This is a genomic window from Pseudohongiella acticola (assembly GCF_001758195.1).
GTDB classification, from domain to species: Bacteria; Pseudomonadota; Gammaproteobacteria; order Pseudomonadales; family Pseudohongiellaceae; genus Pseudohongiella; species Pseudohongiella acticola.
In genome coordinates this window covers 2,467,288-2,481,814 of sequence record NZ_MASR01000001.1, presented here as the reverse complement: position 1 = coordinate 2,481,814, position 14,527 = coordinate 2,467,288, and the positions used below count along the sequence as shown (strand labels likewise).

General features: G+C 55.3%; 11 protein-coding genes. 6 read left to right on the top strand and 5 right to left on the bottom strand.

Translation table 11 applies throughout. The annotated features are described in order from the left end of the window. Window positions 1–51: 51 nt before the first annotated feature. From PHACT_RS10725 to PHACT_RS10715, 3 genes are read left to right on the top strand one after another with little or no spacing between them, the layout of a single operon-like run. Window positions 52–891, top strand: a complete 840-nt coding sequence (locus PHACT_RS10725) for a cytochrome c oxidase assembly protein (RefSeq protein ID WP_169819442.1) — start codon at window positions 52–54, stop codon at window positions 889–891. After that, complete coding sequence (locus PHACT_RS10720; protein WP_070117764.1) at window positions 882–1,274, top strand: c-type cytochrome; 393 nt, start codon at window positions 882–884, stop codon at window positions 1,272–1,274. Before PHACT_RS10725 ends, PHACT_RS10720 begins: the two co-directional genes overlap by 10 nt. After that, window positions 1,271–2,152: a c-type cytochrome gene (locus tag PHACT_RS10715; RefSeq protein ID WP_070117763.1), complete on the top strand. Its 882-nt coding sequence runs from the start codon at window positions 1,271–1,273 to the stop codon at window positions 2,150–2,152. The genes PHACT_RS10720 and PHACT_RS10715 overlap by 4 nt, the downstream gene beginning before the upstream one ends. A 79-nt stretch (window positions 2,153–2,231) precedes the next feature. Here PHACT_RS10715 and katG read toward each other — a convergent pair whose 3' ends face one another. Continuing rightward, window positions 2,232–4,394 (bottom strand): catalase/peroxidase HPI, encoded by a 2,163-nt coding sequence (katG, locus tag PHACT_RS10710; RefSeq protein ID WP_317622282.1) that lies wholly within the window; start codon window positions 4,392–4,394, stop codon window positions 2,232–2,234. A gap of 169 nt (window positions 4,395–4,563) precedes the next feature. On the opposite strand from katG, the gene PHACT_RS10705 reads away from it, so the two are divergent. Together PHACT_RS10705 and PHACT_RS10700 are read left to right on the top strand one after the other, a co-directional pair. Beyond that, entirely contained in the window at window positions 4,564–4,788 is a 225-nt protein-coding gene (locus PHACT_RS10705; protein ID WP_070117761.1) for a TIGR02450 family Trp-rich protein, read from the top strand. A 71-nt stretch (window positions 4,789–4,859) separates the two neighbouring features. Then, on the top strand, window positions 4,860–6,416 hold the full coding sequence (locus tag PHACT_RS10700; protein WP_083264516.1) for a BCCT family transporter: 1,557 nt from the start codon (window positions 4,860–4,862) through the stop codon (window positions 6,414–6,416). On the opposite strand, the gene betA is transcribed toward PHACT_RS10700, so the two are convergent. From betA to earP, 4 genes are all read right to left on the bottom strand, one after another. Continuing rightward, window positions 6,402–8,087: a choline dehydrogenase gene (betA, locus tag PHACT_RS10695; protein WP_070117760.1), complete on the bottom strand. Its 1,686-nt coding sequence runs from the start codon at window positions 8,085–8,087 to the stop codon at window positions 6,402–6,404. The genes PHACT_RS10700 and betA overlap by 15 nt on opposite strands. Further along, window positions 8,080–9,681 (bottom strand): choline BCCT transporter BetT, encoded by a 1,602-nt coding sequence (gene betT, locus PHACT_RS10690; protein ID WP_083264515.1) that lies wholly within the window; start codon window positions 9,679–9,681, stop codon window positions 8,080–8,082. The genes betA and betT overlap by 8 nt, the downstream gene beginning before the upstream one ends. Before the next feature lie 152 nt (window positions 9,682–9,833). After that, window positions 9,834–10,400, bottom strand: coding sequence for an elongation factor P (gene efp / locus PHACT_RS10685; protein WP_070117758.1), 567 nt, complete (start codon window positions 10,398–10,400; stop codon window positions 9,834–9,836). Window positions 10,401–10,430: 30 nt separating this feature from the next. Further along, window positions 10,431–11,828 carry an elongation factor P maturation arginine rhamnosyltransferase EarP gene (earP, locus tag PHACT_RS10680; RefSeq protein ID WP_245730704.1) on the bottom strand — a complete coding sequence of 466 codons (1,398 nt, stop codon included), beginning with the start codon at window positions 11,826–11,828 and terminating at the stop codon, window positions 10,431–10,433. A gap of 160 nt (window positions 11,829–11,988) precedes the next feature. On the opposite strand from earP, the gene PHACT_RS10675 reads away from it, so the two are divergent. After that, window positions 11,989–14,526 carry a bifunctional diguanylate cyclase/phosphodiesterase gene (locus PHACT_RS10675; protein WP_070117757.1) on the top strand — a complete coding sequence of 846 codons (2,538 nt, stop codon included), beginning with the start codon at window positions 11,989–11,991 and terminating at the stop codon, window positions 14,524–14,526. Window position 14,527 lies beyond the last annotated feature (1 nt).

The following is a 14,527-nucleotide window of genomic DNA, read 5'->3' as shown; positions in this document are numbered from 1 at the left end:
CTTCCTGCAAGTACTGGTGCCACTACCAGGAGGGCGGCGCTCGCAACATTGGTGGCAATAGCCCCATCGGCCTCATACAGCCACACTTTCGGCGACGGCACAGGTGTCTACTTCTGGATACCCGATCCGTTGACAACCGCACTGTTATTGCTAATCGCCTGCCTGTATTGGCGCGGTCAGCGTATGGGTGCCGACCTGTCGGCGCAACAGGTGCGCCAACAAACCTGGTTCTGGCTGGGCTGGGCATTGCTGGTGATTGCGCTATCACCTCCCATCGACCCGATGGGCGACGCGTTATTCTCCGTCCACATGATTCAGCATGAATTGATGATGCTCGGCGCAGCGCCTTTACTGGTTGCCAGCCGCCCTTCTGCCAATCTTGTCCGTGGCATGCCGCGAGCAGGTGCGCTGGCACTGGGCGCCTTCCTTCGAAACACCGGCGGTGCACGTTGGCTAGCCTGGCTCGGAGCGCCGCTCAACGCATGGCTCATCCACGCTGTTGGACTTTGGGTCTGGCACATACCGGCGCTGTTCAATGCCGGCTTGCGTAGCGAGCTGATGCATACACTCCAGCACACCAGTTTTATGCTGATTGCGCTGGTTTTCTGGTTCGCATTACTCAAACCCAGGCAGAACGCACCGGCAGCTAACGTCCTGTATCTGTTTACCACGGCGCTGCATGCCTCCATGCTGGGCGCGCTGCTGACGTTCTCGTCGCGCGCCTGGTATGCCCCTTATCAAACGTCTGCACCGCTCTGGGGTTTCTCGGCGCTGGAGGATCAGCAGCTGGGGGGGCTGATTATGTGGATGCCAGCCGGCACCGTGTTTCTGGTCGCGGCATTATTATCGCTGGCGTCGTTGTTGCAGACCCGGGAGCAGACATGCGAATAAAATTGAGCAAGATTCCAGTTGGGCCTTTTGCACCAGCAGCACTACTTGCATTATTTCTGGCTGGATGCGACCCGGCCCCTATCACATCGGTGCCCCGCGGTGACGCTGAACGCGGGAGACTTGCCATTCAGAGTGCCGGCTGTGGCAGTTGCCATTCCATCGCTGGTATCACGTCCGCGGACGGACGAGTCGGCCCGCCGCTAGAAGGGATCGATCAACGCGTTTATCTGGCTGGCGTGTTGCCCAATACCTTTGCCAATATGGTGAAGTGGCTACAGAGCCCGACTCAGGTAGATCCTCTGACAGCCATGCCTGATACCGGTCTGGACACCCAAACGGCAGAAGACATTGCGGCCTACCTGTATAGTGGAGGAGCTCAATGAGACGGTACACGGCAAGACTGTTAGGGTTCCTCGCCGTTTCGGCAATTGCCGCTTTTATCGGTGCGGGCGCGTACGTTTACTACGGCGGTTATGACACCTCCGCGCTGCAACAGCATTCGGAGCCCGTATATCGAGTATTGCAGTATGTTCGCGAACGTTCCATCCTGGCACGCAGCGATTTTGATACACCGGATCTGACGTCGCTTGACTGGCAGCACGCCGGCCTGATGAACTACGAAACATACTGCCGGCAATGCCATGGCGCGCCAGGTCGAGCGCCAGACAGCTTCTCGTTAGGCATGAAACCAGCACCCACTGCTATCGCAGAGCTGGCGCGCAAACGAAGCCCGCAGGAGCTTTACGAGGTCATTGAGCAGGGGATCAAGATGACCGGCATGCCGGCCTGGGCATACCGCCTGAACCAGGCCGAAATGTGGCAGCTGGTGGCCCTGGTGAAACAGATCGCAAACATGACGCACGCAGACTACGATAACTATCTAGTACAGGCCCAAGAAGAGTCCCCACAGCAGACCGAAACCCGGCCTCGTCGTTCAGAAGAAATCGCATCGGCCACCGAGTTACCTACGATGGAAGGATTGAGCCGAATCGACGCCGGCAGAGTGGCAATGCAGCAATACAACTGTACCAGTTGCCACATGATACCCGGGGTGACTGCAGCACGAAACCAGGTAGGTCCACCCCTGGGCGGCATCACTCAGCGAAGCTACATCGCGGGGCTTCTGGAATACAGTGACAACAACCTGATTAAGTGGATCCGATTTCCTACAACGGTGGACAAAGATACCTTGATGCCGGATCTTGGTGTCAGTCAGGTACACGCTGAGGCAATGCTGGCTTACCTGAAGTCGGTTGAATAAAAACGTCGGAACTCTGAATCGGTTGGTAATAAAAAAGGCGACTCCAGAAGGAGCCGCCTTTTTTAATACGCGTTTCCGCTTACCTTATGTCGTAACGATCAAGCTGCATGACTTTGGTCCAGGCGTCGGCAAAATCCTGCACAAAGGCAGACTCTGCGTCATCGACAGCGTAATACTCTGCCACTGCACGCAGCTCTGAGTTGGAACCGAAGATTAGATCAACCGGCGTTGCCGTCCACATCAGAGCACCGGTATCGCGATCACGACCTTCATATACCCCCTCTTCGCTGGAAGACTGTTGCCACAGCGTTGACATGTCAACCAGGTTAACAAAGAAGTCATTGCTCAATGCGCCGGGCTGGTCGGTGAACACGCCGTGATCGATGCCACCCGCGTTGGCATCCAGTACTCGCATGCCACCCACCAGCGCTGTCATTTCGGGAACCGATAGCCCCAACAGGGCAGCACGCTCGATGAGTGCTTCGGCTGGCGATCGCGGATGCCCTGCTTCGATGTAGTTGCGAAAACCATCTGCCTTGGGTTCGAGCACAGCAAAGGATGCTACTTCGGTCTGGGCCGGGGTTGCGTCTGTGCGTCCGGGAACAAATTCAATTGACACATTATTGCCGGCACGTTGTGCGGCCTGTTCGATGGCAGCGGCCCCGCCCAGCACAATCATGTCCGCCAGCGAGATTCGCTTGTCACCGGACTGCGCGCCATTAAAATCGCTTTGTATCCCTTCGAGGACATCAAGCACACGCGCCAGTTCATCAGGCTGGTTAACTGCCCACTGATTCTGCGGAGCCATGCGGATGCGCGCGCCGTTGGCACCGCCACGCATATCAGTACCACGGAATGTTGACGCAGACGCCCAGGCCGTTCTGACCAGTTCCGCCGTGCTCAGGCCGGATTCAAGAATGTCGGCTTTAAGTGCAGTCACATCGACGTCGTTCACCAGTGTATGATCCACTGCCGGCACCGGGTCCTGCCAGATCATCTCTTCTTGCGGCGCCAGGTTACCCAGATAACGTGAAGTTGGCCCCATGTCGCGGTGAGTCAGTTTAAACCAGGCCTTGGCAAACGCTACCTCAAACTCTTCCGGGTTCTCCAGCCAACGCTGAGTGATTTCACGGTAGGCAGGATCCTCTTTCAGTGCCAGGTCGGTGGTAAACATGATCGGCGCATGACGCTTGGATGCATCATGTGCGTCGGGTACCAGATTGGCAGCTGCCCCATCGGCAGGAATCCATTGAATGGCGCCTGCCGGACTGCGGCTCTGCACCCATTCGAATCCGTACAGGTTTTCCAGGTAATTGTGCGTCCACGCGGCCGGGTCTACTGTCCACGCGCCTTCAAGGCCACTGGTGATGGTGTCTGCACCATTACCGCTACCGTAGCTGTTCTGCCAGCCAAGACCCTGCTCTTCAATAGCAGCGGCGGCCGGTTCAGCGCCCACATTGCCGTCTGGCCGCGAGGCGCCATGTGCTTTACCAAAGGTATGGCCACCGGCGATCAGTGCCACGGTCTCTTCATCATTCATAGCCATTCGACCGAAGGTGCGGCGAATCTCTTCGGCCGCTGCCAGTGGATCCGGGTTGCCGCCTGGACCTTCCGGGTTGACGTAGATCAGGCCCATCTGGCTTGCGCCCACATCGCCCGCCAGGTCACCTGAGTCGGTGCGACGGTCATCGGCGAGCCATTCGCCTTCAGGACCCCAGTTAACCTCTTCCGGTTCCCACGCATCCGTCCGGCCGCCAGCAAAACCGATGGTCTCAAATCCCATATCTTCCATGGCAACGGTACCGGCAAGCACAATCAGGTCAGCCCAGGAAATGCTGTTACCGTACTTGGCCTTGACCGGCCACAGCAGTCGTTGCGCCTTATCCAGGTTGGCGTTGTCAGGCCAGCTGTTCAGCGGCGCAAAGCGCTGCATACCACCGTCAGAACCGCCACGGCCGTCAGTCATGCGGTAGGTGCCCGCACTGTGCCACGCCATGCGAATGAAGAAAGGGCCATAATGACCGTAGTCGGCCGGCCACCAGTCCTGAGATGTGGTCATGACATCAACCAGGTCGCGCTTCACGGCCTCCAGATCCAGTGCGGAGAATGCCGCCGCATAATCAAAATCAACGCCCTGCGGGTTGGCAGAGGCAGCCGTTGCACGAAGCGGTTCCAGGCTCAGCTGATTGGGCCACCAGTATTCATTGGTGGGCGGGCCGTCCTGAGCAAATACAGGAGACATCAAGGTAGCCGAGGACACGGCCATGGTCATTGCGATCGACAGAGAAAGAGAATGTTTTCGCATTGTAATTTTCCTTTGGGTGATAAACCTATGACGCCTGATATACTAAAGCTAATGTAGAATTATTTTTAATTGAAATAAGCTATGAAAACGATGCGGAAAATCAATCATGGTCAATCTGAACCCAAAAGTTCTGTTGCACAGCAAATGGACGGCCGTTACCCCGATAAACAAAGATAAACATTTCAGGGTGACGCAAATGCTTCCGGATAAGGGCTGCCCGTCCAGAAAACTGGCCTTCGTAGAAATGGAAGCGGTCTACTCAGGTCGCAAAACCCGTCTTCGCTGGCGTGAGCTTTCAGATACGGACACCTGGCAACAGGGCTGGTGCTGAACCCGCGATTGTGCAACCCGACTTGCGGCCAGTCACCACGTATGGCAGTTTGGGGCTAATTGAGGTGACTGATGACTGATTCCGAACGGAGCGACCCTATAAAACGCCCCCTGACCCAAACGCTACCACTGCCCTTCGCCAACAAGATAAATCCACCGGTTTTTATAACCGTCGCTGTCCTGGTCCTGCTGCTTGTATTTTTTTCCGCAGTCTATACTGACCTGGCCAGCTCTCTATCGGGCCTGCTATACACATGGATCAACACAAAAGCTGGCTGGTTTTATATGCTGGTGGTCACCGGGTTTCTGGTTTTTGTTGTCTGGCTGGCACTGTCACGCTTCGGTAGCATAAAACTGGGTCCTGACGACAGCGCTCCCGACTACAGCTACAGTGTCTGGTTCGCCATGCTGTTTTCTGCAGGCATCGGCATCGGCCTGATGTTTTTTGGCGTTGCAGAGCCTGTCACCCACCTGATGCTTCCCCCTGTCGGTGATGCACAAAGCGCCGAAGCAGCGCGTCAGGCCATGCGCCTGACCCTTTTCCATTGGGGACTGCACGGCTGGGGCATTTATGCAGTGGTAGCGCTGTCACTGGCATATTTTGCCTTTCGCAAAGGCCTGCCTTTGACCGTACGCTCGTCCCTCTACCCACTGATCGGAAACAGGATTTATGGTCCCATAGGCCATGCGGTGGATGTCTTTGCCGTGCTGGGCACCTTGTTCGGCGTCGCTACTTCGCTCGGGCTCGGCGTTATGCAGATCAATGCCGGTCTCAACTATCTGTTTGAGGTGCCCGTGATGATGCCTGTGCAGGTAGGGTTAATCGCACTGATTACGCTCATAGCCACCGCTTCGGTGATTCTGGGACTCGATGGCGGAATCCGCCGGCTGTCAATTTTGAACATAGTGTTGGCTGCAGGTCTGCTCGGTTTTGTCTTGCTGGCAGGGCCAACGGCGCTGCTGCTGCAGGCACTGATGCAAAACACCGGAGCCTACATCGCCGGGCTGCTTGATATGACACTGAACCTGTATGTCTACCAGCCCAACGACGCATGGCTCAGTGCCTGGACCCTGTTCTACTGGGGATGGTGGATTGCCTGGGCTCCGTTTGTCGGCATGTTTATCGCGCGGGTATCACGAGGCCGCAGTATTCGTGAATTCATCGTCGGCGTTCTGCTACTCCCGCTCGGGTTTACCGTGATGTGGATGACATTTTTTGGCAACACTGCCATCGACCTGATCATGAACCAGGGTATGGAGACCCTGGCCACGGATGTGGCTGTCGACAATTCAGTCGCACTCTTTCAATTCCTTGAGCATCTACCCTGGCCTGCTGCGACCTCGTTTATAGCCACCATACTGGTGGTGACATTCTTTGTTACCTCGTCCGATTCGGGCTCGCTGGTCGTGGATACGCTGACCTCTGGTGGCGCTAGTCAGACGCCATTGTGGCAACGCATTTTCTGGGCGTTACTGGAAGGCACGATCGCCGCTGTGCTACTGATTGCGGGTGGATTGGCGGCACTACAAACTGCAACTGTAGCCAGCGCACTGCCCTTTGCCGTGGTCATGATTCTGATGTGCTGGGGGTTGCTGCGAGCACTGCGGCGCGAGTTACCTCGCGCCTGATTCACGCTGCGCCTGCTTCCAGTCAGGTGCCTGCCAGGCCGCTGCCGGGCTGGGCGACAATACTGGCCTACCCAGAATATGATCGGCGGCTTTCTCCCCTATCATGATGGTGGGCGCGTTGATATTGCCATTGGTCAGTGCCGGCATGACCGAAGAGTCAACTACCCGCAAATTCTCAACACCGTGCACGCGGCACTGTGAATCAACGACGGCCATCGCATCACTTCCCATACGACAACTGCCACAAGGGTGGTAAGCTGTTGCTGCTGAACGCGCCACCCAGTCATCTATCTCTGCATCCGTATTAACGGCTGGGCCAGGTGACACTTCTTCACCACGATAGTCATCAAACGCAGGCTGGGAAAATATCTCTCGTGTCAGGCGCAGGCCATCACGATAGGCCTGACGATCGGCTTCCTCACTGAGATAGTTAAAAAGAATATCCGGTGGTGCGGCAGGATCAGCGGACGACAATTGCACTCGTCCTCGACTCGACGGTTTGTTGGCGCCCAGATGCACCTGAAAGCCGTGGCCTTTTAGTGCGCTGGAGCCGTCATAGGCAATGGCGCCGGCCAGAAAGTGATACTGCAGATCAGGGTATCGCAATCCCTCACGGCTGCGTATGTAGGCATTGGACTCAAAATGATTGGTCGCCCCCAGTCCGCTTTTGAACATCAGCCAGCGCGCACCAATCAACAACTTGCCAACCGGATTGAGCCAGCCATTTAAGGTGCCGGCCTGGCGGCAGGCGTGCTGAACCCAGACTTCCAGGTGGTCCTGCAGATTTTGCCCGACACCTGGCAGGTCATGTACTACATCTATACCTATGTCTTGCAGATGCTCGCGCGGGCCAATGCCAGACAGCAGCAACAGTTTCGGCGAGTTGAAAGCACTGGCGCTTAGAATGACTTCACGTCGCGCCTGCACTCGTACCGTTTTCCCCTGATGCTGATATTCGACACCCACCGCACGTTTGCCATCCATCAGGATACGTGTGGTCAGCGCCTTCGTCTGTAGTTTGAGGTTGCGTCGACTCAGCGCGGGCTTAAGATAGGCATTGGCGGTAGAGCAACGCACGCCGTTTTTTACCGTCATGTCCATGCGGCCAAAGCCTTCCTGACGGAAGCCGTTATAGTCCTCGGTGACACCGTACCCGGCTTCGCGCCCGGCTTCGATAAACACCCGATACAGCGGATTGCGCATATTGTTGCCATTACAAATGCCAACCGGACCGTTCTCGCCGCGGTAGTCGTCTGCACCATACAGGCAGTCCTCCGCACGCTGAAAGTAAGGCAACACATCGGCATAGGACCAACCTTCAGCGCCCAATTGCTGCCACTGGTCAAAATCGCCTGCATTGCCTCGCACATACACCATGCCATTGATTGACGACGAGCCGCCAATTACCTTACCTCTTGCCTGATGTACCGATCGACCACCCAGGCCCGGCTCTGACTGTGTATGCAGACCCCAGTCGTATTTGTCACTGCTCATGGGGATGGAAAGTGCCGTTGGCATCTGGATAAAAACAGAATTGTCCATGCCGCCAAATTCAAGCACCAACACCTCGTGTTTGCCATCTGCGCTCAGTCTGTCGGCCAGCACACAGCCGGCTGAGCCCGCCCCCACGACCACAAAGTCAGCGCTGCGATTGAAACTCATCTCACTCATGTCGAACTTCCTGCTTTAACGACTTGAACAAAGCTATCATCATCAGATACAGGACAATGGCAAATGGCAGTCCCATCACAACAACCGCCCCCTGAAGCGTGCTCATGCCATCCGCCAGTAGCAAAGACAAAGTCAGCACTCCGATAACAACAGCCCAGAATATCCGTAACCATGAGGCCGGATCCGGTTGCCTTGACCGGTCCCGCAAACCATTACCCTCAATGCGCGGGTGCTGGACAGTCAGGTTGGACAGCACCAGAGAGCCCGAGTCTCCCGAGGTGACAAAAAAAACGATGGCCAGAATACTGACAACGAATGTGGTCACACCCGCCCAGGGCAGTGATTCAAGAAACAGGTAGATGGACGAGCCCGGATGGTCAATGGCCTGGGCAGCAAAATCGCTGCCCGCCTCGCCCGTCATGGCCAGATCAATGGCACTGTTACCGATGACAGACATCCACACCATCATGAAACACAGTGGCAGGATCAGTGTGCCGGCAACAAATTCACGCACGGTCCGACCACGTGAAATACGCGCCAGAAACAGACCCACAAAAGGCCCCCAGGCAATCCACCAGGCCCAGAAGAACACGGTCCAGGCATTGAGCCAGTCAACCGGTCGATCAAACGCATAGGTGTCGGTAGAAAGCTGCAGGAAATCAGACAGGTAATCACCGATATTGGTGACCATGACATTAAGCAGAAAGATGGTCTTGCCACTGACCAGAACAAACAACACCAATAACAGCGCCAGGACCATGTTGAATTCAGACAGGCGGCGGATACCACGGCCGACTCCCGTCACTGCAGACACTGCGGAGAAAAACACAATCAGCAACGCGAGTGACGTCTGCACCACCAACCCCTCGGGCAGACCAAACATGTAATTGAGGCCAAAATTCAATTGAATGATGCCAATGCCCAGGCTGGTAGCGATGCCAAATACGGTACCCAGTACCGCGGCAATATCCACCGTGTGGCCAGCGATACCGTTAATATGCCTGCCAAAAATCGGATACAGCGCGGAGCGTATGGTCAATGGCAGCCCACGTCGATAACAAAAGAATGCGAGCGACATGCCAACCAAGGTGTAGACACCCCACCCTGACAGACCCCAGTGCAGAAACGTCAGCTCCATGGCATGGCGCGCCGCCTCAACGGTGCCAGGAGTCTGATCAAGCGGCATCAGAAAGTGGAACAGCGGCTCCGACACGCTGAAAAAAAGCAGATCAATACCAATGCCCGCAGCAAACAACATGGCCGCCCAGCTCCAGAGTGGAAATTCGGGCCTGGCGTCGTCCGGGCCTAAACGGATATCGCCAAATCGGGACATCGCAACTCCAATCACAAACAGCAGGAATATCAACACTGAAAGAAAGTAGAACCAGCCGAAACCGCGCGATATCTGAGCCAGTATGGCATTGATCACGCGCGTTGCCTGTTCGGAGAACAGCAACGCCCACAGCGCAAATAGAAGAATGCCGGCGGCCGAGCCTGTCATGACAACCGGATTTATCCGCGCAGCAGATGCTCCGTCAGCATTGCTCGCAGAGGCATGGTGGGTATCGTCTTGCGGGGGTAACGAATCAGACAAACCTGCCTCCTGCTGACGTTAGGGAGGGGTCATTAAAAGCAGCCGGGGCAGCGAAGTCAACCGGTGCCGACCTAATAAGTCGTCACCGGTCGGATTTACGCGATGGTATTGCGGGATTAGGTAAAGCAACTGCGGAGTCGCAGTCACCGCGATCAGCGTTTGACGCGTGACTTGTACTCGCCGGTGCGGGTATCAATTTCCACACAATCGCCGATTTCGCAGAACGAGGACACGGACAGCTCGTAGCCGCTGTTCAGGCGTGCCGTTTTCATGACTTTGCCTGACGTATCGCCACGCGCAGACGGCTCAGTGTAGGCGATTTCGCGCACGATGGCGTTGGGCAGATCAATGGAAATCACTTTGCCGTTGTAGAACACCGCCTGGCAGACATCTTCCATGCCGTCTTCGATATAATCGATGACGTTTTCCAGATCATCCTTTTCAATTTCGATCTGTTCGTAGTCAGTGTCAACAAATACATACATGGGGTCGGCAAAGTAGGAATAAGTCACTTCCTTTTGCTCCAGCACCACGTTTTCCAATTTGTCATCGGCCTTGAAAACCGTCTCGGTTGCCACGCCGTTAAGCAGGTTCTTCAGCTTCATTTTGCAAACTGCAGAGTTACGACCGGACTTGTTGAACTCGGTCTTTTGCACCTTCCAGGGCGAACCGCCGACCATGATGACCTGACCGGCACGGATTTCTTGTGCGATTTTCATGAATGAGTACTCAATATAATAGGGTATCGGCTACGGCCGATTACGGTAGAACTGCATCAGACTACTTGCCAGATCAGGCAATTCAGCCAGTTTTTGCTGCCAGTTCCGGGCCCTGAGGGTCAGGTCCGGGAGTTGCGGGCGCAGATCATGCCACACTTTTTTGCAATCCGCATCAAGATTCCAGAACCGGTTGAATTGCATCAAAGAATCCTCACTGTTTTCTGGCACGTCGGTATCACCGTAACGCGCCAGAAAGGCGTCCAGCTTGTCCAGATGGGTATTCTGCTGCTGGGGGTAGGCATGCCAGACCAGGGGTCTCGCCGCCCATTGGGCACGGACAAACGAATCCTCTCCACGCACTATATTCAGGTCACAGGCGCTTAGCAGCCTGTCATAGTCATCCAGTGGCAGAAACGGGATAACCAGCACACTCAGCGAACCTTTTTCCAGTACCTCGCCCACATCCGGTATCACGGGCTGACCCAGGGCATCTGCGACATCGACCAGAACGTTGCCCACAGGCACCAGGCACAAGACTGGAACCGGGTCTTCGGCCAGGGCAGCAAACAAGCTGGTCAATGCCAGATTCCCCGACTGTGGTGACCCCGGCTGCCTGGCATAGGCGAACAGCGACAACCATATCGCGTCGTCGCGCCGGACCCTGACCGGGGCTCGGCTGTCGACATCAAGCCAAGCCAGCAACTCCGACCGGGTCTGCGCCAGCGTCGTCTGCCATTGATCATGTTTTGCCAACAGGTCACGTTCACGCAGCAGGCCGCCCGATGCCGCCGTGAAGCCAGGGAAAAAGAACGCCTTGTGCAGCACCACGGTCGCCAGCGAGCGATCGTTGCCAGCACCGCTTTGCATTGTCTGCAAAGACGTCTGGCAGTGATAGCTTTCTATCCAGGGTTCGGCGCTAAGGTATTCGAGGTTGATCCAGCACGGCCTGGCGCTTGCCCTTCCTGTTTCGGCGTCATCATTGTCAGACGCCTGTGTCAGTGCGGCCATGCGCGCGATCACCGCATCCGGCAAAGCACAGCCGAACGCTTCTACCACAATTGTTGCCGGGGAAACATCAGCATGCCCGTCTGCTTGATCACACCAATGAACTATGCGGACCCCCTGTTCATCAAGCTGTGACAACAGGCAGGCGTCCATCCTGCCAACAAAGGACAGCGCGGTCTGCCAATCGTCAACCATCAGCGTAACTGACTGCTGATAGTCGCGTACCAGCTGACGCGCCAACCGCCAGCACACGCCGATATCGCCAAAATTATCGACGATGGCACAGAAAATAAGCCAGCGTTGCGGAGCCGGGGGTAGCGAAGACACAAGCGTGTTGGGTGAATGAATGAGCACAGCCTTGTAATTAACGCCACATGCGCGCCACATCAATTGTCGGCCCAACAGAATACCGCAGTCTTGCACAGTCACCAAACCCGACTATACTGAGAAGGGTTACGACCGATAATGGATTGGTCAAAGCCTGATTGCCAGAGACGCGTCTGTTAGCCTCCGGCAAGATTTGTGTCATGCTGAAATACGGGATGATATCCCGGAGCTACCTACAAGGATAGAATAAAAGCTCATGCCGTGGTTACCTGACCTAGTGACAGCCCTATTCAAGCGACAAAGGCGCAAAGCGTCGCGACTGCAATCGCGCGCCTGGCGCATCGCCGGTGTGTATGCAGCCATCTCGATTTTGTGGATAGTTTTCTCTGATCAAATCCTGACGTTGTTTGTATCCGATCAGGCTCTGTTACTGCGTCTGAGCGTCTATAAGGGAGTCGGTTTTGTCATTTTCACGTCGCTGCTATTGTTACTGATGATGCGGCGCACATATGGTGCCATCGAAGCAGGCTACGACAACCTGAAACAGCACAAACAGGAGATTGAACGCGGCAACCGACTGTACAGCGCACTCAGTCATATCAACCAGTCCATCGTCGCCGCCGCCGATCGTCAGCAACTCTTCGACAAGGTCAGTCAGTCACTGGTGAACTACGGCGGCTTTCGCATGGCGTGGATTGGCACGGTAGGCGAAGCGCAATCAGTGCCTGAACCGCTGGCATGGTCCGGCGATGGGACGAGCTGCATCAACGACATCATTCAGCACAGTGGCCATGACGCGCGTGGCATTAACCCCTGGGACAAGGTCATCAACGACGGCGTCTCCTATGTCTGCAATGACGTGCTTTTTGACCCATTATCGAAACTCTGGCGACATGAGGCCATCAAACAGGACCTGCAATCTTTTACTTCCCTGCCGCTGCGGCTTGAGGGCAAAGTATGTGGCGTACTGAGTGTCTACGCGAATGAGCCCGAGTTTTTTTGCAAGCGTGAGCTAAGCCTGCTGGAAGAAGTGGCGATCGATGTGTCATTTGGCCTGGAAAGCTTCAGGATGGCCAATGAACGTTATGAAGCTGAAACGACCGCGCGTCAGGAGAGCCAATTTTCGCAAGCCATGCTAGACAGCATGCCGGGCATTGTCTATTTCTACAATGAGGCCGGGCATTTCCTGCGATGGAACAAGAATTTTGAAACGGTTTCCGGTTACAGCCACGACGAAGTCGCGGGAATGCATCCATTGCAGTTCTTTGATGACGACGAGAAGCGCTTACTGGAATTGGCAATCGCCAGAGTTTTCCGCGATGGCGAAGCCGCTGTGGAGGCATCCTTCATGGCCAAGAACGGCAGCAAGGTACCGTATTTTTTTACTGGCCGTAGCGTACGCTATAAGGGCCAGCTATGCCTGGCCGGTGTCGGAATCAACATCTCCGATCGCATTGCAGCGGAAGACAGGATTGAACAGTTGGCATTTTATGATCCCCTGACTGGCCTGCCCAATCGCAGACTGATGCAGGATCGTCTACAGCATAGCATCGCAACAGGTTCTCGGCAGCGAAAATATGGCGCGTTGCTGTTCATTGACCTCGACAACTTCAAGACCCTGAATGACACTAAAGGTCACAATATCGGTGACAATTTGCTGACGATGACAGCTCAGCGCCTGAACGGCTGTGTCCGCGAAGGCGACACCGTAGCACGCTTTGGTGGAGACGAGTTTGTTGTCATACTTGAGTCACTTAGCGACAACGTTGAACAGGCAGTGAACAACGCTGAGATTGCGGGCGAAAAAATACTTCGCGCCATGAGTGAACCCTACCCATTGCAGGGCGAGGACTACCATGGCAGCGCGAGCGTCGGCGTCAGCCTATATGGCGACCGAGATATCAGCGCCCACGAATTGATACGTCGTGCGGACACCGCCATGTATCAGGCCAAACGTAGCGGTCGCAATACGCTGTATTTCTACGATCCGGCGATGCAGGCTGTTCTGGAAGCGCGCCTGCAAATGGAAACCGATCTGCGACTGGCATTAGAAGAAAAGCAGTTCTGTTTATATTACCAACCTCAGGTAGACAACGAAGGCAACGTTGTTGGCGCCGAAGCATTAATCCGCTGGATGTGTCCGACAAAAGGATTGATTCCACCAGGCGATTTTATTCCCCTGGCCGAGGAAGCCGGATTGATTGTTCCCATCGGCAACTGGGTGCTGAATGCCGCCTGCCGTAAGCTCAAAGCATGGGAAAACAGCGCACTGACGTCACGCCTGCAATTGGCTGTCAACGTCAGTGCCAGACAGTTTCATCAGGACGATTTCGTCAGACAGGTGCTTGATGCCATCGCCACTAACAACGTCCGGCGCGGCAGCCTGAAACTGGAATTGACCGAAAGCCTGATTCTGGATAATGTCGACTCCGCCGTCGAGAAAATGAACGCACTGGGAGATGCCGGTGTCCGCTTTTCCATGGATGACTTTGGTACCGGATATTCGTCCCTTTCTTACCTCACTCAACTGCCCTTGCATCAACTAAAAATTGATCAGTCATTTGTGCACAAGATGCTTGATAGATCAGTCAACGCCGTCATTGTACAGACCATCATTGGCATGGCCAATAATCTGGAGATTGAAGTGATTGCCGAGGGCGTGGAAACAATGGAGCAGTTCCGGTTCCTGAAGGACCTTGGCTGCCCGCTGTTTCAAGGCTACCACTTTGGCAAACCGGTACCCGAGAAAGAATTCGAAAAGGCGCTCAGCAGCAGCCCTCGGGCAACATCATAGC

Bases quoted from the DNA above. Each gene is read 5' to 3' on its own strand.
- betA (WP_070117760.1), bottom strand. From the start codon at position 8,087: ATGAGTGAGATGAGTTTCAATCGCAGCGCTGACTTTGTGGTCGTGGGG.
- PHACT_RS10715 (WP_070117763.1), top strand. From the start codon at position 1,271: ATGAGACGGTACACGGCAAGACTGTTAGGGTTCCTCGCCGTTTCGGCA.
- katG (WP_317622282.1), bottom strand. From the start codon at position 4,394: ATGTCTCCTGTATTTGCTCAGGACGGCCCGCCCACCAATGAATACTGG.
- PHACT_RS10675 (WP_070117757.1), top strand. From the start codon at position 11,989: ATGCCGTGGTTACCTGACCTAGTGACAGCCCTATTCAAGCGACAAAGG.
- efp (WP_070117758.1), bottom strand. From the start codon at position 10,400: ATGAAAATCGCACAAGAAATCCGTGCCGGTCAGGTCATCATGGTCGGC.
- PHACT_RS10705 (WP_070117761.1), top strand. From the start codon at position 4,564: ATGGTCAATCTGAACCCAAAAGTTCTGTTGCACAGCAAATGGACGGCC.
- PHACT_RS10700 (WP_083264516.1), top strand. From the start codon at position 4,860: ATGACTGATTCCGAACGGAGCGACCCTATAAAACGCCCCCTGACCCAA.
- PHACT_RS10720 (WP_070117764.1), top strand. From the start codon at position 882: ATGCGAATAAAATTGAGCAAGATTCCAGTTGGGCCTTTTGCACCAGCA.